The following is a 24,461-nucleotide window of genomic DNA, read 5'->3' on the forward strand; positions in this document are numbered from 1 at the left end:
GCGCGAACCGGGTCGCCCTGATCACCGACGCGATGGGCGCCGCCGGCATGGGCGACGGCCTCTACCCCCTCGGCCCCCTCCAGGTCCAGGTCAAGGACGGCGTGGCCCGGCTGGTCGAGGGCGGCGCGATCGCCGGGTCCACCCTCACCCTGGACGTGGCGTTCAAGCGCTCGGTCACCGTCAACGGGCTGAGCCTGAACCAGACCGTCGAGTCGCTGTCCGCCACCCCGGCCCGGCTGCTCGGCCTGAGCGACTCGATCGGCTCGCTGGAGACCGGCAAGCTCGCCGACCTGGTCGTGGTCGACTCCGGGAGCTACGACCTGGTCGCCGTCATGCGCCGCGGCCGCTGGGTGCTCGGCGGCGAGACGTTCCGGCCCGTGAAGGCCGACTGAGCGACGCCCGGAACGCGACGCGGCCGCCCGTCCCCCTCGGGGGCGGGCGGCCGCGTCGCGTCCGCGGTGGCGTCAGCCGCTCGGCTCGATGGTGATCTGGTCGATCAGGATCGGCCCGGAGGGCACCGTGAAGGTCACCGAGTTCGGCCCGGCCTGGAACTGCGGGAGTATCCAGGTGGAGAACCAGGCGGCGGTCTGGTCCTTGGGGGGCGCCCCGTAGACCTTGTAGGTCACCCCGCTCGGCCAGTCCTTGCCGTTCACCGCGGCCCCGCCCTTGATGTCCGCGCCCGAGTAGTTGTAGTGCACGCTCAGCTTGTACGTCCCGGCCGTGGCGATGTCGCCGGTCCAGGTCACCGAACCGCCCGGCTGGAGCGTCAGGTAGCTGCCGTCGGCGGACTTGGCGCCCTTGACGCTGTTGCCGGACGGCGCGTTCTGCGCCTGGAGCTGGCCCGCGTCCACGCTCGTCGGCCCGGAGATGGCGGTGGCGCTCGACGTGGGGCCGGCGCTCGCGTTCGTGGCCGTCGGCGCCGGGCTGTTGGGGGCCGGCGGGGCGGTGGTCGCGGTGCCGCCCTTGGTGTTCTTGGTGTCGTCCGGGTCCCCGGTGGAGAGCGCTATGCCGGCGCCGATCGCTATCGCAGCGACCACGGCGACCGCGCCGATCACCGCGCCCTTGCTCCGGCCGCTGCTGCGCGGCTCCTCCCCCGGCTGCGGCCGGGAGTGCTCCGCGTAGCGGGTCTGCTGGGTGGGCGCGGCACCGTACTCGGGCTGCTGCGGCGATCCGGGCTGACCGCCGTACGGGGCCTGCGGCTGACCGCCCGGGTACCCCTGCGGCGGCATGCCCTGCTGGCCGTACGGCTGCTGCTGCTGTTGCTGCGCCCGCTGCGGATAGCCGTACTGCGCGCGCCCGACCTCCATCGGGCGGCTGTACGACGTGCGCGGGACCCCCTGCTGCGGCTCGGCCGGCTGCCCGGTGGAACCGTCGGCCGGGCGGTAGAGGTAGCCGAACGGGTCGTCGTCCTGCGGGGCACCGCCCCCCTGGCCCTCGGGCACTCCGTTGCTGCCGGCGGTCGTCACGGTGGTCTGCTCCCCCATCCGGTGCGCCGCCTGCTGCGGGCGGCGCAGATCATGGACGCTGTCGTACCGGGAACCCTACCTGTCGTATGTGACGGCGGGAAAAGACCCCTTGACAACTCGCGGGTAACCCGGGCCGACCTGGGCGGACCCGAGCCCGCACCGGCCGTCCGCCGGCTCAGCCCGCGCGCCGGTGCGAGCGCTCGCCGCGCGCACCGCGCACCGCCCCGCCCCGGGCCCGCTTCTCGTCGTACATCCGCTCGTCGGCGGTGTGCAGCACCTCCTCGATGCTCATCCCGCAGCCGGCCCAGCCGACCCCGAGGCTCACCCCCACCCGCATCGCCCGTCCGTCGATCCGCATCGGCGGGATGATGGCGCCCCGCAGCCGGTGGGCGAGGTCCTTGGCCTCCTCACGGCCGATCCCGTCGGCCAGCACCACGAACTCGTCACCGCCGAGCCGGGCCACCGTGTCACCGTCCCGGACGGCCTGGCTCAGCCGCCGGGCCACCTCGACCAGCACCGCGTCGCCCGCGTTGTGACCGAACCGGTCGTTGATCGACTTGAATCCGTCCAGGTCGCAGAAGAGCACCGCGAGCCCCTTGTCCACCGCCGCCGCGCCGCCTGAGCGGAACGGCGCCGACCAGGCTTCGCCGCCCGGCCCGTACTCGGCCGGGACCACCGCGTGGACGTGCTCCCCGTAGCCCGGGCCGAGCCCGCTCGGCAGGCCCTCGGGCAGTCCGTAGCCGTGCACCGGCCCGGCGTACGGGTCCGCGCCCTCCAGCCGCCCGTGCGCCGTGTGCGCGCTGTAGGAGTCGGCCGGGTAGCCGTACGGCTGCGGGTAGGCCGCCTCGACCTGGCCGGCCGCGGCGCCGACCGGCTGCGGCTGGGCGCAGAGCCGGCGGGCCAGCCGGGTCTTGAGCTCGGCGCCGTTCGGCAGCCCGGTGAGCGCGTCGTGGCTGGCCCGGTGGGCGAGCTGGAACTCGTGCCGCTTGCGGTCCTCGATGTCCTCGACGTGGGTGAGCAGGAAGCTCGGGCCCTCGGCCGCGTCCGCGACGATCGAGTTGCGCAGGCAGACCCACTGGTAGCCGCCGTCCCGCCGGGACAGCCGCAGCTCCGCGCGGCCGCTCTCGGCGCTGGTGCGCTCCAGCAGCGCCCGGTCCTCGGGGTGCACGAGGTCGGCGAAGCTCTGCTGCCGCAGCACCGCCCGGGGCCGGCCGAGCAGCCGGCAGAGCGCGTCGTTGACCCTGGTCAGCTGGCCGCGCCCGACGCCGTGCAGCTCGGTGATCGCCATCCCGCTGGGCGCGTACTCGAAGGCCTGGCGGAAGCTCTCCTCGCTGGCCCGCAGCGCCTGCTGCTCCTTCTCCAGGCGGGCCAGCGCGCGTTGCATCTCGGCCCGCAGCCGGGCGTTGCCGATCGCGATGGAGGCCTGCAGGGAGAACATCTCCAGCGCCTCGCGGGTCCACGCCCCGGGCCGCTTGCCGCTGCGCGGGCGGTCCACCGAGAGGACGCCGAGGAGGTCGCCGCCTGCGCTGTACATCGGGGCGAGCAGCCCGTCTGCGGGGTGCCAGTCGTTGGCGTACACCGGCAGCGGGCTGTCCCCGATCCAGCGCGGGATGTCGCTGGCGACGGCCCAGCCGCGGTCGTACGGCAGGAAGCGCAGGGTGCCCCAGTGGTCGCTGACGCCGAGCAGCCGGTCCCAGGACTCCCGGGAGCCGACCTGGCCGAGCAGCACGGAGGGGCCGCCCATCGGGCTCTCCTCCAGCTCCCAGACGGCCGCCACCACGAGGTCGCCGTCCGGCCGGACCAGGCTGACGGCGGCGGCGTCGAAGCCGAGCCCGTGCACCGCGCCTTCGACAACGGCCTGGAGCGTGCCAGCGAGGCTGCGGGCAGCGTTGAGGTCCGCCACGACCCGGTGCAAGGTGCGGAGGGTCGCGAGACGGACGTACGGCTCCGACTCGGCTTCCATGCGGGGGCTCCCCGGCTGCTTCGGATAGTTCTTGATTGGTTATCGTCCGATTGCCAGAAGAACTGAATCACAGGGAGCACAGCGCTCGGCACGCTCGGTCAGCAATAGGCCATCACTTGTGACTTAAATCACACGACACTAATGCGCCCTTAATCAGTTCATCTGTCCCATAGCGGGACATAAAGCGCTATCGGCACATTTCTGGTGGTCGACCGCATGGGCCCCGGACTGAAGCCGACTGGGCCCGCCGGTCCGGCCGCTTCACTCCTGAGGGTGAGTTCGGCCACCGGGCGCAACCCTTCGGCCGGAGCGCCGGTCCTACGACCAAGGCCCGATGCCGTTCCTCCCGGGTGACGACTACCGTGCGGTACGTGTACCCGTCCCCGCAGCCCGAAGCTGCCCCCCACGCCACGCCCGACGAGTTCCGGGCTGCCCTCTCCCAGCTCGCCGCCGGCGTGAGCCTGGTGACCGTCCACGACCCGGAGGACGGCGAGGACGTCGGCATGACCGCCACGTCCTTCCTCTCGGTGTCACTGGAGCCGCCGCTGGTACTGATCTCGGTCCGCGAGGACTCCCGGATGGACGAGGTGCTCTCCCGGACGGACACCTGGGCGGTCTCGGTGCTGACCGAGGGACAGAAGACGCTCGGCTCCCGGTTCGCCATGAAGGGCCGGCTCAGCGACCGGCTGCTGTTCGCGGACACCCCGCACCGACGCGGCCCGCGCACCGGCGCACCGCTGATCGACGGCGCGCTGGCCACCGTCGAGTGCCGCACCGAGCAGCGGATACCCGCCGGCGACCACACCCTGCTGCTCGGCCGCGTCCTGGAGGCCGTGGTCCCCGACCCGGCCGGCCGCCCGCTGCTCTACTTCCGCGGCGGCTACCGCACCCTCGGCTGAACCGCCCGCCGGCTACTCGCCGCCGCGCGGCGCCCGGCGGCCCTGCTTCAGTTCGGAGCGGAGCCGCTTGTTGGTCAGCCGCCGCTCGACCGTCCCCCGGCTCGGCCTGGTCGCCCGCCGGGCCTTCGGCGGCGGTGCGCACGCCTCGCTCAGCAGCGCCGACAGCCGGGCCGCGGCCGCCTCCCGGTTGCGCCACTGCGAGCGGAACTCCGAGGCCTGGACGACCAGCACCCGGCCGTCCACCAGCCGGCCGGCCAGCCGCTCCAGCGCACGCTCGCGCCACACCTCGGGCAGCGCCCCGGTCGATGCCAGGTCGAAGCGCAGCTCGGCCTTGGAGTCGGAGGTGTTGACGTGCTGGCCGCCGGGGCCGGAGGAACGCGAGAAGCGCCAGACGAGCTCGGCGTCGGGGACGACCACCGACCCCCGTACGCGGATGGGCTCGGACATGCGTCCATCATCCCGCGCCCGGCCCGCCCGGTCACCCGGTTATCGGTACGCCCCCGCGCCCGCGCACCCGGTTACCCCGATCCGCCCCGAGCCCCGACAATGGCGTACGTGATCGAGCTCGGCTACTCCCTCTCCAACCGTTTCCCCGACCCCCCGCAGACGGACTACCGCACCGCGTCGGTGCACGCCCTGCGCTACGACCTGTTCTGCGGCGACGTCTACCTGGACGGCGAGGGCTCGGACCTGTCCACCGCCTGGGGCTGGGTTCCGGTGCTCGACTTCGCCTGGGCGCTGTGCGACGTCGCCGAGCTCCTGGACCGCGACCCGGACGGCGGCCGGGCCGCCCGGGTGCAGACCGCCGACCTCGACTTCACCCAGAACACCGAGCTGCTGCGCTTCGCCCGCCGCTTCAACTGGGTCGAGGTCACCGCCACCTGGCTGCCGGACGAGCCGCCGGTGGTGGTCCGCCACGGCGAACTGCGGCGCGAGGCCCGGGACTTCCTCCAGGACACCCTGGCCGACCTCTTCGACATGCACCCCGGCCTGGCCGACAATCCGAACATCTGGACTCTGCAGGGCCGGTTCCGGCGGATCTGACACCGGCTTTGCCCGGGCTTTGCCCTCCGATTGGCGCCCGCGAAGAATTCACGCTTCCTGCGGAACCAAGCCGCCGGAGTATTGCGTTGTCCCGGGAAAAAGCGCACGAAGCGAACGAAGGGACTGCAATCGTCATGCCAGTGAGCCTCTCCAAGGGTGGCAACGTCTCGCTGACCAAGGAGGCCCCCGGTCTGTCCGCGGTCACCGTCGGCCTGGGTTGGGACGTCCGCACCACGACCGGCGCCGAGTTCGACCTCGACGCCAGCGCGATCGTCCTGAACGCGGACGGCAAGGTGCTGTCCAACGCCCATTTCGTGTTCTTCAACAACACCAGCACGCCGGACAACACCGTCGTGCACACCGGTGACAACCGCACCGGTGAGGGCGCGGGCGACGACGAGGCGCTCAACATCAGCCTGTCCGGCCTGCCGGCCGAGGCCGTCAAGATCACCTTCCCGGTCACCATCTACGACGGCGTCGCCCGCGGCCAGAACTTCGGCCAGGTCCGCAACGCCTACATCCGCGTGGTGAACGCGGCCGGCGGCGCCGAGATCGCCCGCTACGACCTCTCCGAGGACGCCGCCACCGAGACCGCGATGATCTTCGGCGAGCTCTACCGCAACGGCGCGGAGTGGAAGTTCCGCGCCGTCGGCCAGGGCTACGCCTCCGGCCTGGCCGGCATCGCCCAGGACTTCGGCGTGCAGATCTGACGCACCCGCGGGAAACACCGCGGCGCGGGAAGTCGGTCCGTCCGACTTCCCGCGCCGCGGTTCTCGTTTCCGGGGCCCGGTCGCCTCAGCGCGAGGCGCGCAGCTCCGGCAGCTCGATCAGCTCGGTCTCGTCCTCCGGCGTCAGGTCCACCACGGTCGGCTCGCCCTGTTCGGGCCGCTCGGCCGGCTCCGCCGCCCGGGCCTCGGCCTCGGCCTTCGCGGCCACCGCCTCGTCGCCCACCACGTCCGCCAGGTCGGCGCGCTCCCCCAGCTCGGCGACGCTGCCCACCGCCGGCGCCGGGGCCGCCGGGCGCGCCGGAACGGCCGAGCCGCGGCCGAAGAAGCTGAAGCCCTGCCCGCGCGTCTGCCCGGACTGCGCCGGCCGCGGCCGCTGCCGCTCCCCCGGCGCGGGCGCCGCGGCGGGCACGGCCGGAGTCCCGCCGAGCTGACCGACCGTCGCGGTCAGCGCCGGACGCACCGGCTCGGGGCGCACCGGCTCGGGGCGCACCGGCGACTGGGCGACCGGGGCCTGCCCCGGAGTGGGCACCGAGGGCGCCACCGGAGCCGGTACGGCCACCGGTGCGGGCACCGCGACCGCCGGAACCGCCGGGACGGCCGTGCCGACCGCCGGCTCCGCCGCACGCGCCCGCAGGGCGAGCTCCGCACCCGCCGTACGCGCCCGCTGCGCCTCCTGCTCCGCCGCGCGGCGCTCCAGGTGCCGCAGCACCGACGCCGCCCGCACGTACGCGGCCGGGCTGGCCGGGTGCTTCGGACGGCTCGCGGCGAGCGCCCGCTGGGCCGCCTCGGCCTCCTTGAGCGCCTGCTCGGCGACGGTCACGGCCCGCTCGCGCAGCAGCCGGGCGATCTCGGTCTCGGCCTTCGCCAGCCGTGACTTCTCCGCCGTCAGCCGCCGCCCGAACCGGGTGGCCCGCTCCTCGGCGACCTCCGCCGCGTACTCGGCCTCGGCCAACTGCTCCTCGAACCGCTCCTCGGCGCGCATCCGCTGGGCCGCGGACATCTCGGCGGCCGCCCGGGCCGCCTTGTCCCGCTGGCGCAGCAGCAGCGCGAAGCCGAGCGTCGCGATCACCGCCGCGACGCCCACCGAGCGCACCAGGATGGTGTCCTGACTGAAAAGCAGAGCGGCCAGTGCGGCGACCAGCAGTACGCCGGTGGCGGTGGGGGGGAAGGCCCGGCCGAGGACGGAGGAATGACGGTGGCGTCCGCGAGACATGTCCAAGAAACTAGCGTGCGAATTGGGGCCGTGTCAGCCCAGGGTCCCCTTCCGCCCTTGACAGGGTTCGGTTCTTACCGCACGTGCCCGGATTCTCACCCAAGATCACGAGGAAAGGGCCGCTCAGCGACGCCTCAGCGACACCTCAGCGGTGCGAGGCCGCCTGACCGCCCGGGTCGTCGTGGTTCTCCGGCAACTTGCACACGTGCTGGATCCAGAGCGCCGCCGCTATCACCGCGGCCCCCGCCAGCACCGCGAGCCCGGCCGTCACGGCCTGGTCCTTGCGGGCCGACACGTCCAGCTCGCCCAGCAGGTAGATCCCGGCCCCCGCGTAGACGCCGGTGACCACCGCCGAGACCAGCGCGCTGGCCTGCCCCAGCACCACCGCCCGGGCCGCCAGCAGCGGGTCGACCCCCTTCGCCCCGGGCTGTCGCTCGCGCACCGCCTTCAGCCGGGCCCGCAGCGACAGCGCGGTCGCCAGCAGGATCACCGCCACCGCCGCCAGCACCACCGGCGCCGCGGCGGGCACGGCCGGCAGCGTGTCCACGGAGGCCCACAGCTTGGCGCCGGCCCAGGACAGCGCCGTCGTGGCGGCGGTGATGCCGATCAGCAGGCGGAGGCGAAGCAGCTTCACTCGGAGGAGGTCCTTCCCGGGTACCAGAACCGGCCGCCCGCCCGGTGGCCCGGCGCGGCGACGCCAAGCCACCGTACCGGGCCCGGCCGGGCGGACACCCGCGCGAACGACGGACACCTACTCGTACGGCCGGGCCCCCGGTCGAGTTCCCCGGGCGACGGCTGGGCCGTCGGCCCGGCTGTCGGCCCTCCGAGCCCGGCCCCGGGCCTACTCCGGCAGCGTCAGCCGGATGTCCTCGCGGCGCTTCACGCCCTGCGCGTCCGGGCCGCCCAGCGCGGTCAGCAACGCGTCCACCCGCCCGTGCCCGGGCACCTCGGCCTCCGGCTGGGCGTCCAGCCAGGGAGCGAGCACGAAGGCCCGCTCGTGCGAGCGCGGGTGCGGCAGCAGCAGCTGCGGGTCGTCGCTCAGCACGCCCTCGTAGGCCAGGATGTCGACGTCCAGGGTGCGCGGGCCCCAGTGGACGGTCCGCACCCGCCCGAAGGCGTCCTCGATGGCGTTACCGCGCTCCAGCAGGTCCCGCGGGGGCAGCGAGGTGCGCAGCACCACGACCGCGTTGTAGTAGTTCGGCTGCTCCTCCGGCCCGCCGACGGCCTCCGTCTCGTACACCGCGGAGACGGCCTTGATCCTCAGCCCCGGGGTGTCGGCGAGCGCGTCGACGGCGCCCTGGAGGGTGTCCAGCCGGTTGCCCAGGTTGCTGCCGAGCGCGACGACCGCGCAGCGCTGGCTGTGCAGCGTGGTGTCGACGGAGTCCACCCGGTCCTCCAGGTCGAACGCGTTCGGCGTAGCGGTCTGGTCGCTGGTGCTCATCGGAAAACGTCCTCTACATCGGATACCGGGCGCGCGGTGGGGGTCATGCGCGGCCCCGGTGGATGGTCACGGTCACGTCGTCGAACGGCACGGTGATCGGGGCGTCCGGCTTGTGCACGGTGACCTCGACCTCCTCGACCGCTTCGTGCTTGAGGCACTGGTCGGCGATGCGCTGGGCCAGCGTCTCGATCAGGTCGACCGGCTCCCCGGAGATGATCGCGGTGACCTCCTCCGCCACCAGCCCGTAGTGCGCGGTGCGGGTGAGGTCGTCTCCGGCCGCGGCGGGGCGGGTGTCCAGGTACAGCACCAGGTCGACCACGAAGGTCTGCCCCTCGACGCGCTCACGCTCGAAGACGCCGTGGTGGCCCCGGGCTCGCAGCCCCCGCAGGGTGACGCGGTCCAGCAAACGAATCACTGCTCCCAGTCGGACGGGCCCCACCCGGCGAAAGGCACGGACGGGCAGGGCGAAGGCGGGCAGCACGCCCGCCACTCCGTTTCGAATCTACCCGCGAGCACGGACAACGCCTGACCGTCCTACCCGGCACGAACCGACGCCACGCGCACCGATATGGCGATTGACGTGAACGTTCGGTGACCACTCGGAAATTCCCGGCGACTTTTCGGCACGGCATTTCCGCGGCCGCCGGAATCAGCTCTCCTCGTCGTCGTCCCCGCTGGTCAGAACGGGTGAACCGTGATGCGACCAGAGCTTCCACCCGGCCGGGGTACGGCGGAACAGATTCGTCGACACGACCTTTCCGCCGACCAGCGGTCCGAGCTCCCCCTCCTCCTCCGACTCGCCGCCGGACAGGATGTTCTCGGTGCACGTGACAAGGGCCACATCACCGTGCACCTCGGCCTCGACATCGGTCAGGAAGAACTGGATGTACTCCGTGTTCATCATGATCAGCATGTACGACCTGGTCACCTGCGCCCGGCCGCGGAGCACCGGCCAGCCCGGGTGCACGCACACCACGCCGCCCTTGTCGTCGGCGTCGGCGGCACCCAGCCAGGCCTCCTCGACCGCTTCCAGGTCCCCCCGTTCCAGCGCCTCGTAGAGCCCCCTGTTCGCCGCGAGCACGGCCTCCAGGTCCGCCTCGCGCGCCCGCCCGGCCGTGCCGCCGCTCAACCTGCCGTCACCTGTCACAGACCCTCCCTCACCCCAACCGCGCCGCGTGCTGCCAGGCCGCGACCACCCGGACGGCGTCCGCCGTGCCGGACACGTCGTGCACCCGCACCGCCCAGGCTCCGGCCCGGGCTGACAGCACCGACACCGCGGCCGTCGCGTCGTCGCGCTCCCGGGCCGGGCGCAGTTCCCCGGTTGCCGGGTCGGCGAGCAGCGTACCCAGGAACCGCTTGCGCGAAGCCGCCACGAGCACGGGACGGCCGAGCGCGGTGAGCGCGTCCAGCCGGCCGAGCAGCGCCCAGTTGTGCTCGGAGGTCTTGGCGAAGCCGAGCCCCGGGTCGAGGATCAGCTGGTCCTCCTTGACCCCGGCCGCCAGCAGCGCGTCCACCCGGTCGGTCAGCTCGGCGACCACGTCCCGCACCACGTCGTCGTAGACCGCCGTCGCGTACATGTCGGCGGACTGCCCGCGCCAGTGCATCACCACGAAGGGCGCGCCGGTCTCGGCGACCACCCGGGCCATCGCCGGGTCGGCGAGGCCGCCGGAGACGTCGTTGACGATCGCGGCACCGGCCTCGACGGCGCGCTCGGCGACCGTGGCGCGCATGGTGTCCACGGAGACCATCACCCCGGCGTCGGAGAGCTCGCGCACCACCGGGAGCACCCGGCGCAGCTCCTCCTCCTCGGACACCCGCTGCGAGCCCGGCCGGGTGGACTCGCCGCCGACGTCCACCAGGTCCGCGCCGCGGGCCCGCAGCGCGAGGCCGTGCGCGATCGCCTTGGCGGGGTCGTGCCACATCCCGCCGTCCGAGAAGGAGTCGGGCGTGACGTTGACCACGCCCATCACGGCGCAGCGCTCCAGCCGCGGCAGACCGGCCGGCAGGGAGAAGGACGGCGAATCGTTCATGTTTCCCATTATCGAACGGGGCCCCCGCCGAGGATGCTCGGCGGGGGCCCCGTTCCGTGTCGGCGGGCCGGCCCCGGGGGGCGGTGACGGGCCTCAGGCGGCCTCGGTGACCTCGCGGGTCGACGGGACCGGCATCAGCCCCTCGCGCTGGCGCCGGCGGCCGAAGCGCGGCATGCCGAGTGTGATGAAGGCCTCCGCCTGCATCGCGGCGAAGCCGATCCGCGGCAGGTCACGGGTGCTCGGGAAGACCAGGAAGCGCGGCTCCCACTCGGGCTGGAACTTGGCGTTGAACTTGTACAGCGACTCGATCTGGAACCAGCGCGACAGGAAGACCAGCAGCCCGCGCCAGGCGCGCAGCACCGGGCCGGCGCCGATCCGCTCGCCGCGGGCGAGCGCCGAGCGGAACATCGCGAAGTTGAGCGACACCCGGCGCACGCCCATCGCGGGCACCGCCTGCAGCGCGGCGACGATCAGCAGCTCGTTCAGGCCCGGGTCGGCGGCGCGGTCGCGGCGCATCAGCTCCAGCGAGATGCCGTCCGGCCTCCAGGGCACGAAGTGCAGCACGGCCTTCAGGTCGTCGCCCTCCTCGCCCTCCTCCGGGGCCTTGTGGGCGGTGACCACCACGCAGTCGTCGTCCAGCGGGTCGCCGAAGCGGCCGAGGGCCATCGAGAAGCCGCGCTCGGTGTCGGTGCCGCGCCAGCGGGCGGCGGCGTCGGCGATCCGGTACTTCTCCTCCGCGGTGAGCTCGGAGACCCGGCGCACCTGGCAGGAGTAGCCGTTGCGCTCGATCCGCTTGACCATCTGGCGCACGTTGCGCATGGCCCGGCCGGAGAGCGAGAAGGAGGCGGTGTCCACGATCGCCTCGTCGCCCAGCTCCAGCGCGTCCAGGCCCGCCTCGCGGGTCCAGACCTCGCCGCCGACCTCACTGCACCCCATCACGGCCGGCACCCAGGCGTGCTCGCGGGCCTCGGCCATGAACACCTTGATCGCGCCGGGCCAGGCCTCGACGTCGCCGACCGGGTCGCCGGAGGCCAGCATCACGCCGGAGACCACCCGGTAGGAGATCGCGGCCTTGCCGGTGGGCGAGAACAGCACGCTCTTGTCGCGGCGCAGCGCGAAGTAGCCGAGCGAGTCCCGCTCGCCGTGCCGCCCGAGCAGCTCGCGGACCTTCTCCTCGTCCTCCGCGGTCAGCTCGGGCTTCGGCTTGCCCGGGCGCAGCGCCAGGTAGGCGGTGGTGAAGGCGGTCAGCAGGCCGAGCCCGCCGAGCAGGTAGGCGACCAGGTCGGACATCCGGACGTTGTTGTACCGGACCGGGCCCTCGAAGCCGAACAGCCCGTACCCGACGTGCTGCAGGCGCTCGGCCAGGCCGGGGTGGCCGATCTCGTACTTGGTCCGGGTGCTCACGATCAGCAGGCCGAGCAGCACGCTGAGGACGCCCATGACGACCAGGTTGACCAGCGCCCGCCAGCGGGTGCGCGGGTCGGCCTTGGCGTAGAACTCACGCTGGTGGACCAGCATCACGACGAGGAGCACCAGCGAGACGACCGCCGGGCCGATCTGGTGCCAGCGCACGATGTGCAGTCCGGCGCTGACCGGCAGCAGCACGCAGACCGCCCGCCAGGCCCGCCGCTTGCGGCGGCGCAGCGCGTGCGCCAGCGGCACCAGCAGGATGCCGACCATCAGCGCGCCGACCGCCGCCAGGCTGGTGGTGCCGCCCGGCAGCTGCCCCGCGAAGGTGTGCACCTTGGTGTGCCGGAGCTTGGGGAACACCGCGCTGGCGATGTCCACGAGCCCGATCAGGAGACAGGCGTAGCCGACCGCTCCGGGGAGCCAGGCCCTCGGGACGGCGGACGCCTGGTTGCGCAGCGTCTGCAGGCCGCGGCGACGGCGCGGCGGCTGCTCGGGGCTCGGCTCAACGGACACGGGAACGCTCATGGAAGCTCAGCGTAGAGGCTGCGGTGCGGTGTCCTGTCACTCCGGGGGAGGACGCGTGATGGACCTTCATGCCTATTCCTTCATCAGGCAATGCGCATACCAAGGACCCGGAAACGATCGGTAAACCGGGTCCGTGGTCGCGCTGCGGGTTGAGCCGGCGGTGGGAGCCGGGGGCCCGCCGCAGCGTGGCGCGGCAGGACCCTCCGGGACGCGTTACGTACGGTGGACGCCGCATTCTAGGGCGCCGGTTGCCTGTGGTTCCCCCCGCCCTTCCCAGCCCGCCGGGCGTCCGGACGGCCTAGCCGCGGTGGCCCGGCCTGACGGACCGCCAGACCATGAAGCCTGCACCGCCCGTGTCCCACCGGAAGGCCGACGGCATGGAACTGACCAGCGACGCGCTGGTGAACTCGCTGCTCGCACTCGGCGTCGCGGCAGTCGTCGCGACCCTGTGGGTCTGGCCGCGGCTGGCGCCCCAGCGGCCGCTGCCGGTGCTCGGCCGGATCGGACTGCTGACGGTCGTTCAGGCCTCGGTCCTGGCCGTGCTCGCGCTGTCGGTGAACAACTCCTTCGGGTTCTACACCTCCTGGGACGACCTGCTCAGTCCGGGCGGCGCCAAGCTCGCGCTGACCGGCAGCGCGAACCACAAGGGCGGCGCCCCGGTCTCCGACGCGCTGGTCCAGCCCACCACCGAGGGCGGCCTGGAGACCATCACCAACCTGCCGAAGGGCCCGCCCGAGGAGGTCGGCAGGATCGAGTCGGTCCGGGTCAGCGGCAAGGAGACCGGCTTCTCCGACCAGATGTTCGTCTACCTGCCGCCCGCGTACTTCGACCAGAAGCTCGCCCTGGTCCGCTTCCCCGTCCTGCTGGCCATCGCCGGCTACCCGGGCACCACGCTGAACCTGCTGCACGAGCTCCCGTTCGCCCAGACCGCGATCGACCTGCAGCGCTCCGGCAGGATGCCGCCGACCGTCCTGGTGATGGCCCGCCCGGCCGTCGTCCCGTCCCGGGACACCGAGTGCGTGGACGTCCCCGACGGGCCGCGCACCGAGACCTGGTTCGTCAAGGACGTGCCCGAGGCCATCCGCAGCAGCTACCGGGTCGGCCGCACGGCCGGCTCCTGGGGCACCCTCGGCTACTCCACCGGCGGCAGCTGCGCGCTGCGCCTGGCGATGCGCTTCCCGAACGTCTACGGCAACGCGGCGAGCCTGCACGGCGACTTCACCGTGCGCCAGGACAACTACACCGGCGGGGACCTCTTCAACGGCGACAAGGCGCTGACCCAGCAGCACGACCTCGGCTGGCGGCTGCAGAACCTGCCCGTCCCGGCGCTCAACCTGCTGGCGGTCTCCACCCGCACCGAGGGCGACTACCCCCAGACCGTCCAGTTCGTCGACCAGGCCACCCGGGCCGCGGCGGCCAACCCGCAGTTCACGATCGACTCGCTCTACCTGGACGACGGCGGGCACAACTTCGACAGCTGGACCAGGGAGCTCCCGGCCACCCTCGAATGGCTGGGCTCGCACCTGGGCTAGGACCCGGCCAGGCCCCGGCGAGGACCCGGCTGGGACAGGTGAGTGATTACCCGCCGGTCGGCCCGGACGGCCGGCGGCCCGGGGGGAACGTATCGCGACCGCCCGTCGGCCACCGCCGGGCACCGCCCCGGACCCGCGCAGGAGGCACCGTGCTGAGCACCCGCTCGCTCTTCGACGAGATCTACCGGAACGACCAGGCGTACCAGCTGTTCTGCAGCATCGCGGCCGACGGCGAGGACCAGGGCGGCTGGGAGAACGAGCGGATCACCACGCTCACCCGGGACCCGGTCCTCGCCCCGAAGGTGGCCCGGCACGGTGCCGACGAGCGCAAGCACGGCCGGATCTTCACCCAGCTGCTGCACAAGCGCGGCCTGCCCAAGGTGCCGGTGCCGGACGAGGCCGACTACTGCATGCTGCTGGAGCGCCAGGGCGTCGGCCTCTCGCACGAGCGGCTGAACAGCGACGTCCCGCTGACCGACCGCGAGATCATCACCTACCTCGTGCACAGCCGGGTCACCGAACAGCGCGCCGCCGAGCAGATGCGCCGGCTGGTGAAGGTGTACCAGGGCAACCCCGACCTCGGCCGGGCGATGCGGATGATCTCCGCCGACGAGGACAACCACCTCGCCTACTGCCACGAGGAGCTGCTGCGGCTGCTCTCCGAGGGCCACGGCCCGTACATCCGGCACGCCCTGGAGACCAGCGCCCGCGGCGAGATCCGCACCCACCGGGACGTCGGCCTCGCCGTCACCTCCCGGATGGCCCGGATCCTGCGCTGGCCGCGCTGGCAGCTCGCCCTGGTCACCCTCGGGGTGTGGGCGCTCTACCTGTACGACCGCGCCTACGGCTGGCGCCGGATGGTCACGCTGCGGATGCCGGAGCGCCGCAACGCGCTGGGCACCCCGGCCCCGCCGCACGCGGAGCACGAGGTGCTCTGAGCACCGCCCGGCCGGCCGCTGGCCCCTACCGGCCGATGATGAGGCTCATCGCCTCGGCCCGGGTGGCCGGGTCGCGCAGCTGGCCGCGCACGCAGGAGGTGATGGTCTTGGCGCCGGGCTTGCGGATGCCGCGCATCGACATGCACATGTGCTCGCACTCGACCACGACGATCGCCCCGCGCGGCTCCAGGATCCGCATCAGCGCGTCGGCCACCTGGCTGGTCAGCCGCTCCTGCACCTGCGGCCGGCGGGCGTAGACATCGACCAGCCGGGCGAGCTTGGACAGCCCGGTGATCTTGCCGCTGGTGGACGGGATGTACCCGACGTGGGCCACGCCGCGGAACGGCACCAGGTGGTGCTCGCAGACCGAGGTCAGCTCGATGTCCTTGACCAGCACCATCTCGTCGTGGCCGAGGTCGAAGGTGGTGGTGAGGACGTCCTCGGGCTCCTGCCACAGGCCCGCGAATATCTCCTTGTACGCCCGCGCGACCCGGGCCGGGGTCTCCCGCAGACCCTCGCGGTCCGGGTCCTCCCCGACGGCGAGCAGCAGCTCGCGGATGGCGTCCTCGGCCCGCTTCTGGTCGAAGGTACCGACGGCGGGCGGACCGTCGAACGTCACCGGGTCGATCATGCGGGCCTCGCTTATGTATCGGAAGACTCTGGCTGAACAGCACGGATGCCGCGCCTCCAGGGTACAAACCCTGGTGACGCGGCATCCATTCCCTACGGAGCGGGGGTCAGCCCTCGGTCGGCGGCTCGGCCGTCGGCAGCGGCGGGAGCTTCACGACGTCCACCGGAGCGCTCTCGACGGAGGCGGCGCCGTTGGTGAGCGCCAGCTCCTTCGGGGACTGCACCGGCGGCCGGGTGGACGGCGTGCGACGGGAGGAACCCGTCCAGGCCGGCCGGGCCGGGCGCTTGACGATCGGGGCGAAGACCTCGGCGATCTGCTCCTTGTTCAGGGTCTCCTTCTCCAGGAGCTCCAGGACCAGGTTGTCGAGCACGTCGCGGTTCTCGACCAGGATCTCCCAGGCCTCGTTGTGCGCCGTGTCGATGAGCTTCTTGACCTCCTCGTCGACCAGCCCGGCGACCTCTTCCGAGTAGTCGCGCTGGTGGCCCATCTCACGGCCCAGGAACGGCTCCGAGCTGTCGTTGCCGAACTTGATCGCACCCAGGCGCTCGGTCATGCCGTACTGGGTGACCATGGCCCGGGCCGTCGCGGTGGCCTTCTCGATGTCGTTCGAGGCGCCCGTGGTCGGGTCGTGGAAGACCAGCTCCTCCGCCGCGCGACCGCCCATCATGTAGGCGAGCTGGTCGAGCATCTCGTTGCGGGTGGTGGAGTACTTGTCCTCCTCCGGCAGCACCATGGTGTAGCCGAGGGCCCTGCCGCGGGACAGGATGGTGATCTTGTGCACCGGGTCGCTGTACTGGCAGGCCGCCGCGACCAGGGCGTGGCCGCCCTCGTGGTACGCGGTGATCTTCTTCTCCTTGTCGGACATGATCCGCGTGCGCTTCTGCGGACCGGCCACGACGCGGTCGATCGCCTCGTCCAGGATGCCGTTGTCGATCAGCTTCTTGTCCGAACGGGCGGTCAGCAGCGCCGCCTCGTTGAGGACGTTCGACAGGTCGGCACCGGTGAAGCCGGGGGTGCGCTTGGCGACGGCCGACAGGTCGACGTCGGGCGCGATCGGCTTGCCCTTCTGGTGCACCTTGAGGATGTCCAGCCGGCCCTGGAGGTCGGGGCGCTCCACCGCGATCTGGCGGTCGAAGCGGCCCGGGCGCAGCAGCGCCGGGTCCAGGATGTCGGGGCGGTTGGTCGCGGCGATCAGGATCACGCCGCCCTTGACGTCGAAGCCGTCCATCTCGACCAGCAGCTGGTTGAGGGTCTGCTCGCGCTCGTCGTGGCCGCCGCCGAGGCCCGCGCCGCGGTGCCGGCCGACGGCGTCGATCTCATCGACGAAGACGATCGCCGGGGCGTTCGCCTTGGCCTGCTCGAAGAGGTCGCGGACGCGGCTGGCACCGACGCCGACGAACATCTCGACGAAGTCCGAGCCGGAGATGGAGTAGAACGGCACCCCGGCCTCGCCCGCGACGGCGCGCGCCAGCAGGGTCTTACCGGTACCGGGCGGGCCGTAGAGCAGCACGCCCTTGGGGATCTTGGCGCCGACGGCCTGGAACTTGGCCGGCTCCTGGAGGAACTCCTTGATCTCGTGGAGCTCCTCGACCGCCTCGTCCGCGCCGGCGACGTCGGCGAAGGTGGTCTTCGGGGTGTCCTTGGTGAGCAGCTTGGCCTTGGACTTGCCGAACTGCATGACCCGGGAGCCGCCGCCCTGCATCTGGTTCATCAGGAACAGGAAGACCAGGACGATGATCACGATCGGGAGCATCGACAGCAGCAGGCTGACGAAGGTGCTCTGCTTCTCGGGGCTGATCGTGTAGCCCTCGGCGAGCGTGCTCTGGTCCTTGTCGTTGACCTGCGCCTGCAGCTTGTCGGCGATGGCGACGCCCTGGTCGCCGATGTACGAGGCCTGGAACTTGGTGCCGGACGGGGCCTTGCCCGTACCGGCGCTGGGCAGTGTGGCGCCGTCCTTCAGCTGGATCTTGATCGTGTTCGAGTCACCGGTGGTGATCTGCGCCGACTTGACGTTGTGCGCGTCGATCGCCGCGACGACCTGACCGGTGTCCACCGTCTTGTAGCCGTTCGAGTCCGAAACGACCTGCATCAGTACGATGACGGCGAGGACGGCCAGCACGATCCACATGATCGGCGCACGGAAGTATCGCTTGACGTCCATCCATGCGGGGCGTTGCCGCCCCGTCCCTCCTGCCACTCAACGGCGCCGAGGACTGTTGACCGCGGCGCGTCCGAATTGATGCTCATGTGAAGAGCGGTTTATTGGACCGTACCGCAGTCCGACCCACCCATGGTGGGAGCACGGCGACACGGCTTTGGTTCTCTGTCTCCCGGGTGCAACGGGCGGGAACGGCCCACTGTTCCCGCCCGTCGCCCGAACGGGGACCTCAGCCGCCGTAGACGTGCGGCGCGAGGGTGCCGATGAAGGGGAGGTTGCGCAGCTTCTCCGCGTAGTCCAGGCCGTAGCCGACCACGAACTCGTTGGGGATGTCGAAACCGACGTACTTCACGTCGATCTCGACCTTGGCCGCGTCCGGCTTGCGGAGCAGGGTGCAGACCTCCAGCGAGGCCGGACCGCGCGAACCCAGGTTGCCCAGCAGCCAGGACAGCGTCAGACCGGAGTCGATGATGTCCTCGACGATCAGGACGTCACGGCCGGCGATGTCGGTGTCCAGGTCCTTCAGGATCCGCACCACGCCGGAGGACTTGGTGCCCATGCCGTACGAGGAGACGGCCATCCAGTCCATGGTGACCTGCGAGTGCAGGGTCCGGGCCAGGTCGGCCATGACCATCACGGCCCCCTTGAGGACGCCGACGATCAGCAGGTCCTTCCCTGCGTAGTCCCGGTCGATGCGCTCGGCCAGCTCAAGGAGCTTGGCGTCGATCTCGTCCTTGCTGATGAGCACCTTCGCGAGGTCAGCGCCCATGTCGTTCTGGTCCACCGGGGATACGTCCTCAAACGTTCGGGGTATGTGTGGCCGGCGGTCGGCTCCCCCGGGGCATGCCTCGCCCGTCAGTCGCCCTGCCGCCGAAAGACCAGCGTGCCACACCTGCGGGTGGCCTCGACTCCCCCGGGTAGGTGCAGCGGGCCCTGTCCGCGCCATCCGGTGACCAGCAGGTCGATCGTCTCCAGGTGCCGGGCGAACAGGTCCCCGGCCGGACAGCCCGCCCGCAGCGCGGCCCGGCGCAGCACCCGGCGGCGCACCGCGGGCGGCAGTTCGGCCAGTTTCACGGCGTCCAGGGCGCCGTCGCCCGTACGGAGGTCGCGTTCGGCCAAAGAGGCCCACTGGTCGAGGGCGTCGGCGTCGTCGCGGAACAGCCGGGCGGTCCGGGCCAGCGCCTCGACCACGCCACCGCCCAGGTGCTTCTCCAGGACCGGCAGCACCTCGTGGCGGACCCTTGAGCGGGTGTAGGCGGGATCACAGTTGTGCGGGTCGTCCCAGACCGGGATCGACTGGGCGGCGCAGGCCTGCCGGGTGGCGGCCCGGTCCAGCTCCAGCAGCGGGCGGCGGTAGCGGCCCTTGTGGGCGGGCATCCCGGCCAGCGAACGGGCGCCGGAGCCGCGGGCCAGGCCCAGCAGCACGGTCTCGGCCTGGTCGTCCCGGGTGTGGCCGAGCAGCACCGCGATCGCTCCGTGGCGGTCGGCGGCCGCGTCCAGGGCGGCGTAGCGGGCGTCCCGGGCGGCGGCCTCCGGGCCCCCGGCGCGGCCGACCCGCACCGGGACGGCCTCCACCGGGTCGAGGCCGAGCGTGCGCAGCCGGTCGGCCACCTGGGCGGCGCGCTCGGCGGAACCGGCCTGGAGCCCGTGGTCGACGGTGACGGCGCCGACCCGCAGGCCGATCTTGGGCGCCTCGAAGGCGGCGGCGATGGCCAGCGCCATCGAGTCCGCGCCGCCGCTGACCGCGACCAGGATCAGCGGTGAACCGGGAGCGGCCGGGGTGCGGGGCAGCCCGGAGGGGTGGCGCGCGGCGTTGCCGATCAGGGTGGTGCCGACCGCGGCACCCACCAGCGGCGCCCCGGCCGAGCGCTCGCGGGGCTCGCGCACGGGCGCGGTGAAGGTGGTACCGGCCTCGGCGGCGAGGTCGGTGAGCGTACGGCGAACGGCCAGGCGTATCGCGGCGACAGCGGGGTGAGGGCCCACGGCGGAAGACTCCTCGTCGGAGGGGACAGGACTCGCGGCGGACGCGGCGGGGACCGCGCACCGCATGAGCGCCCTGTTACCGGGCGCTCACAGATGGTGGCAGAAAGGAGCGACCCGCTACGCCACCCGCGCCACCGGTACGACCACCGTCCCACGTACGGGTGAATGAAGAAACGCTTCTTCACCCGTCGTCTGGCCGATTGGACCACTCGTACGAGCGGGTTTGACCGACGCGCGCCGCTTGCCGCCCGGCTCACGGCGCGCCCGCGTCAGGAGCACCCGCTCAGCGGGCCACCCGGGCCACCCAGGCGGCCGGATCGTGGATCTCGTCCTTGGTCGGCAGGGTGTTCGGGGAGGTCCACACCCGGTTGAACCCCTCCATGCCGACCTGCTCCACCACACCGCGCACGAACACCGCGCCGTCCTGGTACTGGCGCAGCTTCGCGTCCATGCCGAGCAGCCGGCGCAGCAGCAGGTCGAGCCGGTTGGCGCCGCGGTCCCGGCGCTGCTGGAACTTCTCCCGGATCTCGGCGACCGTCGGCACCACGGCCGGGCCGACGCCGTCCATCACCACGTCCGCGTGGCCCTCCAGCAGCGACATCACGGCCGTCAGCCGACCGAGGATCTCGCGCTGCGCGGGCGACTGGACGATCTCCAGCAGGTTCCCGGAGGAGGCGCTCTCCCGGTTGCCGCCGCCCGGCAGGCCGCCGAACGAACCGGCCGCGCCCCGCAGCCGCTCCAGCAGGGCGCCCGGGTCGACGTCCGTCTCGGAGAGGAAGGACTGCACCTCGGACTGGATGTGGTCGCGCAGCCACGGCACCGCGGTGAACTGCGTCCGGTGCGTCTCCTCGTGCAGACAGACCCAGAGCCGGAAGTCGGACGGGTCGACGTCCAGCTCCCGCTCGACGTGCACGATGTTCGGCGCCACCAGCAGCAGCCGGCCCGGCCCGGGGCCGTCCGGCCCCAGCCGCGGTTTGTCGAACAGCGCCGCCGGGCTGTCCGGCGCCTCCAGCGGCGGCTCCGCCGGGGCGAAGGTCTCGTACTGGCCCAGCACCTTGGTGGACAGGAACGCCAGCAGCGCCCCGACCTCGATCCCGGTGGCCTTCTCGCCCACCGCGCCGAACACCCCGGCCGTCGCGCTGTTCGCCCGACGCGCCTGGAGCTTCTCCACCAGCGGCTGGACGACCGTGCGGAAACCCGCCACGTTGGCCCGGATCCAGCCGGGTCGGTCCACCACCAGCACCGGCGTCGCCGCGGCCCGGGACAGGCTGGACGAACGCATGCCGGTGAACGCCCGCACGTGCTCCTCCGCCTCCAGGGCGTGCCGGCGGAGCTCGGCGACCACCGCCGCCGCTTCCTCCCGGCTCACTTCCGGCCCCGGCCGCACCAACCTGGTCGCGGTTGCGACCGCGAGGTTCCAGTCGACCATGTCAGCACCGCCACTCGCGCTCGTCATGCCCTCACCGTACGTGCTCCCCACCACCGACGGCAGCCACCCGCCGCCAAGACCTCTCCCCCGACGGCCGATCGGCACGGCCGGCGCGACGGGACGGGCGGGGCCGGGTCAGTGGCAGCCGCAGCCGCCGAGGCGGCCGGCGACCCGGTCCATGGCGGCGCGGGCGGTGTCGGCGGGGGCGGTGGTGCGGGTCATGACGGCGAAGGCGAGGAGGCGGCCGTCGGCGTCGACGACGGTGCCCGCGAGGGTGTTGACGCCGTTGAGGGTGCCGGTCTTGGCACGGATCAGCCCGGCCGCGTCGGCGGCGCCGGACCCGGAGCCGTAGCGCTTGTTGAGGGTGCCGGTGAAGCCGGCGACCGGGAGGCCGGTGAGCACCGGGCGCAGGGTGGGGTGCTGCTCGGAGGCGGCCAGCGCGAGGAGCCGGGTCAGGACGGCGGGCGGGATCGCGTTGCCCGGGTGCAGGCCGCTGCCGTCGTTGAGCACCACGCCGCCCATCGGCACCCCGAGCCGGGTGAGCTCCTGGGTGACGGCCGCCGCGGCGCCCTCGAAGCTCGCCGGCTGGTGGGCGGCGACGGCGACCTGACGGGCCATCGCCTCGGCGAGCTGGTTGTCCGAGGTGGTCAGCAGGCGCTCCACCAGCCGGGCGACCGTCGGCGAGAAGACGTCGCCGAGCGGGGCCTGACCGGAGGCGGTCGGGGCGGGGGCGGGCGCCGCGGCGGGGGCGGCCTTGCCCGTCACGGTGATGCCGCGGGCCCTGAGCAGGGCGGCGAAGGCCTCGGCGGCCGCGGCCGCCGGGTCGGCGACCCGGTCCGGCGCGTCCTCCCGGCTCTTCGGGTCCACCCTGCCCTCGTCCACCATCAACGGGACCACCAGGGCGATGTTCTGCCCGTCGTGGTTCCGGTGCTGCGGGCTGCCCGCGTACAGCGACAGGTCGTAGTCCAGCCGGACCGTCGTGGTGCCGAGGCTCTTGAGGGTGTCCGCGGTCTGCCGGGCGAGGAGGTCCAGCGAGGCGGGGGCGGTGTCGGCGTCGGCCGGCTGCCCGCCGATCTGCACCTGGTCGGCGGGCAGCGCGGTGAGCGTCGGATCGCCGCCGCCGACCAGGGTGATCGTGCCCGGGTCCGCACCCCGGACCACCCGGGTGTGCAGCCGGGTGTCCCCCGGGATGAGGGACAGGGCCGCGATCGCGGTGGCCAGCTTGGTGGTGGAGGCGGGGGTGGCCGGGGTGTTCTCCCCGGAGCCGTACAGGAGTTGGCCGGTGCCGGCGTCCGCGACGGCGAAGGTGACCTCGCCGAGGCTCTTGTCGGCGAGGGCCGCGGCGAGCGCCTGCTGGAGGCCCTGCGCGGTGGGGACGGCGGCGCCCGTGGCGCCGTCCACGGCGGCCAGGACGGCGCCCGGCGCGGGCGCCGGGCGTGCGCCGGGCGCGTCGCTGCCGCCGGCGGCGGTGGGGGCGGCGGGCCCGGAGGCGACGGGCAGCGCGGCCCGACGGGTGGGCTCGGCACCCGGACCGTCGTTCGACCGGGGTCCGGCGCCGCCCTTCCCGTGGTCGCCCTTCCTCCCGTCGCGGCCGCCCTTCCCGTCGTGGTCCTCGTCCTCGCCATGCCCGGCACTGTGCCCACCCGGCGGCGGGGACGGCTGCGCGTACGCACCACCCGAGGTCAGGACCGTACCGACGACCAGCAGCGCCGCTCCGACCAGCCCCGCGGCCGTCCCCCCGCGACGGCGCGCCGCCCCTCCCCCTGCTCCCACCGACCGGCCCCTTTCCCGAGCACTCGCTCCCGTAGGAGACACTTGGATTCTGTCAGTCCCTACCTTGGAGGAACCGTTGGAGTTCGACGTCCTTATCGAAATCCCGAAGGGCTCTCGTAACAAGTACGAGGTCGACCACGAGACCGGCCGTCTGCGGCTCGACCGGATGCTCTTCACCTCGACCCGCTACCCGGCCGACTACGGCTACGTCGAGGGCACGCTCGGCGAGGACGGCGACCCGCTGGACGCCCTGGTCATCCTGGACGAGCCGACCTTCCCGGGCTGCCTGATCAAGTGCCGCGCCATCGGCATGTTCCACATGACCGACGAGGCCGGCGGCGACGACAAGCTGCTCTGCGTCCCGGCGACCGACCCGCGCTGGGAGCACCTGCGCGACATCCACCACGTGTCGGAGTTCGACCGCCTGGAGATCCAGCACTTCTTCGAGGTCTACAAGGACCTGGAGCCCGGCAAGTCCGTCGAGGGCGCCGACTGGGTCGGCCGCGCCGAGGCCGAGGCCGAGGTCACCGCTTCGATCAAGCGTCTGGCGGAGCAGGGCGGCCACTGAGCCGTCGTTCCGATCTCATTCGATCGAGAGCGGTTCGAGGCAGGTCGGGACAGCCCGGGGCCGGGGTTCGCGGATTTCTTCCGCGGGCCCCGGCCTCTGTCGTTCCCGGGGACGGGACGGTTTGCCGACACCCTGTCGGCATGATGTGAAGTTAGGTTAGGCTAACCAAAATATTCGGTCCGACTCCGAACGGCCGACCCGAACGGCAGACCCGAACGGCCGACCCGAACCCTGGAGGCCGACGAGGTGGTCCGGACAGGCCGCGCGCCGTGGGCGGGCACTGCGGCGGCAGCCGAGGACGCGGCGGCCGTGGCCGAGGCGATGGCCGCCACCGAGCCCACCGCCTTCGCAGGGCAGCGAGGTGTACGGGCACCCCGTGGAGGTGCTGGCGCACCCGCGCACCGGGGTGCCGCCGGTGCTGCCGGAACGCGGCTGAACCGGGCCGGTCCTACCGGGCCGGGCCTGGTCGGGCTTCCGGGCCCGGTCAGTCCTCCAGCCGGAAGCCGACCTTGATGCACACCTGGTAGTGCTTGATCCGGCCCTCCTCCAGGTGGCCCCGGACCTGCGAGACCTCGAACCAGTCGAGGTTGCGCAGCGTCCGGGAGGCGCGCTCCACCCCGTTGCGGATCGCGGCGTCGACGCTCTCGGTCGAGGACCCGACGATCTCGGTCACCCGGTACACATGGTCGGTCATGGCGGACTCCTCAGCTGTGCGACGGCCCCCGGTCCA

24 protein-coding genes and 1 pseudogene are annotated in these 24,461 nt (G+C 72.8%); 8 read left to right on the forward strand and 17 right to left on the reverse strand.

The features are described from left to right. Positions 1–392, forward strand: a 392-nt coding sequence (locus ACZ6EM_RS33625) for an amidohydrolase family protein (RefSeq protein WP_465774056.1), incomplete at its 5' end; no start/stop codon positions are given. A gap of 72 nt (positions 393–464) precedes the next feature. Here ACZ6EM_RS33625 and ACZ6EM_RS33630 read toward each other — a convergent pair. Both ACZ6EM_RS33630 and ACZ6EM_RS33635 read right to left on the reverse strand, forming a co-directional pair. Beyond that, positions 465–1,484 (reverse strand): carbohydrate-binding protein, encoded by a 1,020-nt coding sequence (locus ACZ6EM_RS33630; protein WP_452181002.1) that lies wholly within the window; start codon positions 1,482–1,484, stop codon positions 465–467. 157 nt (positions 1,485–1,641) lie between these two features. Then, a complete protein-coding gene (locus ACZ6EM_RS33635) occupies positions 1,642–3,429 on the reverse strand; it encodes a GGDEF domain-containing protein (protein ID WP_401053107.1) in 1,788 nt (595 codons plus the stop codon). Between the two features lie 362 nt (positions 3,430–3,791). Here ACZ6EM_RS33635 and ACZ6EM_RS33640 point away from each other — a divergent pair, with 362 nt between their 5' ends. Beyond that, positions 3,792–4,328 (forward strand): flavin reductase family protein, encoded by a 537-nt coding sequence (locus ACZ6EM_RS33640; protein WP_387695577.1) that lies wholly within the window; start codon positions 3,792–3,794, stop codon positions 4,326–4,328. A 12-nt stretch (positions 4,329–4,340) separates the two neighbouring features. Here ACZ6EM_RS33640 and arfB read toward each other — a convergent pair whose 3' ends face one another. Further along, on the reverse strand, positions 4,341–4,775 hold the full coding sequence (gene arfB, locus ACZ6EM_RS33645; RefSeq protein ID WP_401053109.1) for an alternative ribosome rescue aminoacyl-tRNA hydrolase ArfB: 435 nt from the start codon (positions 4,773–4,775) through the stop codon (positions 4,341–4,343). Positions 4,776–4,874: 99 nt separating this feature from the next. Here arfB and ACZ6EM_RS33650 point away from each other — a divergent pair, with 99 nt between their 5' ends. Together ACZ6EM_RS33650 and ACZ6EM_RS33655 are read left to right on the forward strand one after the other, a co-directional pair. Continuing rightward, the gene (locus ACZ6EM_RS33650; RefSeq protein ID WP_380554233.1) at positions 4,875–5,372 is read left to right on the forward strand and encodes a hypothetical protein; all 498 of its coding nucleotides are present in this window, start codon (positions 4,875–4,877) and stop codon (positions 5,370–5,372) included. A gap of 134 nt (positions 5,373–5,506) precedes the next feature. Beyond that, positions 5,507–6,082: a TerD family protein gene (locus ACZ6EM_RS33655; protein WP_359909342.1), complete on the forward strand. Its 576-nt coding sequence runs from the start codon at positions 5,507–5,509 to the stop codon at positions 6,080–6,082. An 85-nt stretch (positions 6,083–6,167) separates the two neighbouring features. On the opposite strand, the gene ACZ6EM_RS33660 is transcribed toward ACZ6EM_RS33655, so the two are convergent. The 7 genes from ACZ6EM_RS33660 to ACZ6EM_RS33690 all read right to left on the reverse strand — a co-directional run bounded on the left by ACZ6EM_RS33660 (position 6,168) and on the right by ACZ6EM_RS33690 (position 12,719). Beyond that, complete coding sequence (locus tag ACZ6EM_RS33660) at positions 6,168–7,313, reverse strand: hypothetical protein (RefSeq protein WP_465774057.1); 1,146 nt, start codon at positions 7,311–7,313, stop codon at positions 6,168–6,170. A 145-nt stretch (positions 7,314–7,458) separates the two neighbouring features. Next, a complete protein-coding gene (locus ACZ6EM_RS33665) occupies positions 7,459–7,947 on the reverse strand; it encodes a DUF3180 domain-containing protein (protein WP_401044619.1) in 489 nt (162 codons plus the stop codon). A 207-nt stretch (positions 7,948–8,154) separates the two neighbouring features. Continuing rightward, positions 8,155–8,754, reverse strand: a complete 600-nt coding sequence (folK, locus tag ACZ6EM_RS33670; RefSeq protein ID WP_359909351.1) for a 2-amino-4-hydroxy-6-hydroxymethyldihydropteridine diphosphokinase — start codon at positions 8,752–8,754, stop codon at positions 8,155–8,157. Between the two features lie 43 nt (positions 8,755–8,797). Beyond that, entirely contained in the window at positions 8,798–9,157 is a 360-nt protein-coding gene (gene folB, locus ACZ6EM_RS33675) for a dihydroneopterin aldolase (RefSeq protein WP_359909425.1), read from the reverse strand. 246 nt (positions 9,158–9,403) lie between these two features. Then, positions 9,404–9,883, reverse strand: a complete 480-nt coding sequence (locus ACZ6EM_RS33680; protein WP_359909353.1) for a nuclear transport factor 2 family protein — start codon at positions 9,881–9,883, stop codon at positions 9,404–9,406. Between the two features lie 28 nt (positions 9,884–9,911). Then, on the reverse strand, positions 9,912–10,793 hold the full coding sequence (folP, locus tag ACZ6EM_RS33685) for a dihydropteroate synthase (RefSeq protein WP_401044615.1): 882 nt from the start codon (positions 10,791–10,793) through the stop codon (positions 9,912–9,914). 84 nt (positions 10,794–10,877) lie between these two features. After that, positions 10,878–12,719, reverse strand: a complete 1,842-nt coding sequence (locus tag ACZ6EM_RS33690) for a phosphatidylglycerol lysyltransferase domain-containing protein (RefSeq protein WP_465774058.1) — start codon at positions 12,717–12,719, stop codon at positions 10,878–10,880. Positions 12,720–13,072: 353 nt separating this feature from the next. Between ACZ6EM_RS33690 and ACZ6EM_RS33695 the strand changes: the two genes are divergently transcribed. Continuing rightward, entirely contained in the window at positions 13,073–14,251 is a 1,179-nt protein-coding gene (locus tag ACZ6EM_RS33695; protein ID WP_401044609.1) for an alpha/beta hydrolase, read from the forward strand. A 149-nt stretch (positions 14,252–14,400) separates the two neighbouring features. Then, complete coding sequence (locus ACZ6EM_RS33700; protein WP_465774059.1) at positions 14,401–15,189, forward strand: ferritin-like domain-containing protein; 789 nt, start codon at positions 14,401–14,403, stop codon at positions 15,187–15,189. Positions 15,190–15,214: 25 nt separating this feature from the next. On the opposite strand, the gene folE is transcribed toward ACZ6EM_RS33700, so the two are convergent. The 6 genes from folE to dacB form a co-directional block, all read right to left on the reverse strand. Further along, positions 15,215–15,820, reverse strand: a complete 606-nt coding sequence (gene folE, locus ACZ6EM_RS33705; RefSeq protein ID WP_359909368.1) for a GTP cyclohydrolase I FolE — start codon at positions 15,818–15,820, stop codon at positions 15,215–15,217. A gap of 106 nt (positions 15,821–15,926) precedes the next feature. Beyond that, positions 15,927–17,981, reverse strand: a complete 2,055-nt coding sequence (ftsH, locus tag ACZ6EM_RS33710) for an ATP-dependent zinc metalloprotease FtsH (protein WP_401044602.1) — start codon at positions 17,979–17,981, stop codon at positions 15,927–15,929. A gap of 226 nt (positions 17,982–18,207) precedes the next feature. Next, positions 18,208–18,762: a hypoxanthine phosphoribosyltransferase gene (hpt, locus tag ACZ6EM_RS33715; RefSeq protein WP_280685463.1), complete on the reverse strand. Its 555-nt coding sequence runs from the start codon at positions 18,760–18,762 to the stop codon at positions 18,208–18,210. A 71-nt stretch (positions 18,763–18,833) separates the two neighbouring features. Further along, complete coding sequence (gene tilS / locus ACZ6EM_RS33720; protein WP_452178477.1) at positions 18,834–19,961, reverse strand: tRNA lysidine(34) synthetase TilS; 1,128 nt, start codon at positions 19,959–19,961, stop codon at positions 18,834–18,836. Between the two features lie 283 nt (positions 19,962–20,244). After that, positions 20,245–21,417: a zinc-dependent metalloprotease gene (locus ACZ6EM_RS33725; RefSeq protein WP_401044596.1), complete on the reverse strand. Its 1,173-nt coding sequence runs from the start codon at positions 21,415–21,417 to the stop codon at positions 20,245–20,247. A gap of 108 nt (positions 21,418–21,525) precedes the next feature. After that, complete coding sequence (gene dacB / locus ACZ6EM_RS33730; RefSeq protein ID WP_465774060.1) at positions 21,526–23,163, reverse strand: D-alanyl-D-alanine carboxypeptidase/D-alanyl-D-alanine endopeptidase; 1,638 nt, start codon at positions 23,161–23,163, stop codon at positions 21,526–21,528. 76 nt (positions 23,164–23,239) lie between these two features. On the opposite strand from dacB, the gene ACZ6EM_RS33735 reads away from it, so the two are divergent. Beyond that, complete coding sequence (locus ACZ6EM_RS33735; protein WP_188300447.1) at positions 23,240–23,731, forward strand: inorganic diphosphatase; 492 nt, start codon at positions 23,240–23,242, stop codon at positions 23,729–23,731. A gap of 240 nt (positions 23,732–23,971) precedes the next feature. Then, a pseudogene (locus ACZ6EM_RS33740) lies at positions 23,972–24,124 on the forward strand (hemin ABC transporter ATP-binding protein); the annotation flags it as partial. A gap of 91 nt (positions 24,125–24,215) precedes the next feature. On the opposite strand, the gene ACZ6EM_RS33745 reads toward ACZ6EM_RS33740, so the two are convergent. Continuing rightward, a complete protein-coding gene (locus ACZ6EM_RS33745) occupies positions 24,216–24,425 on the reverse strand; it encodes a dodecin (protein ID WP_359909395.1) in 210 nt (69 codons plus the stop codon). Positions 24,426–24,461: the final 36 nt, after the last annotated feature.

The sequence above is a fragment of the Kitasatospora sp. NPDC041917 genome (genome assembly GCF_055589745.1).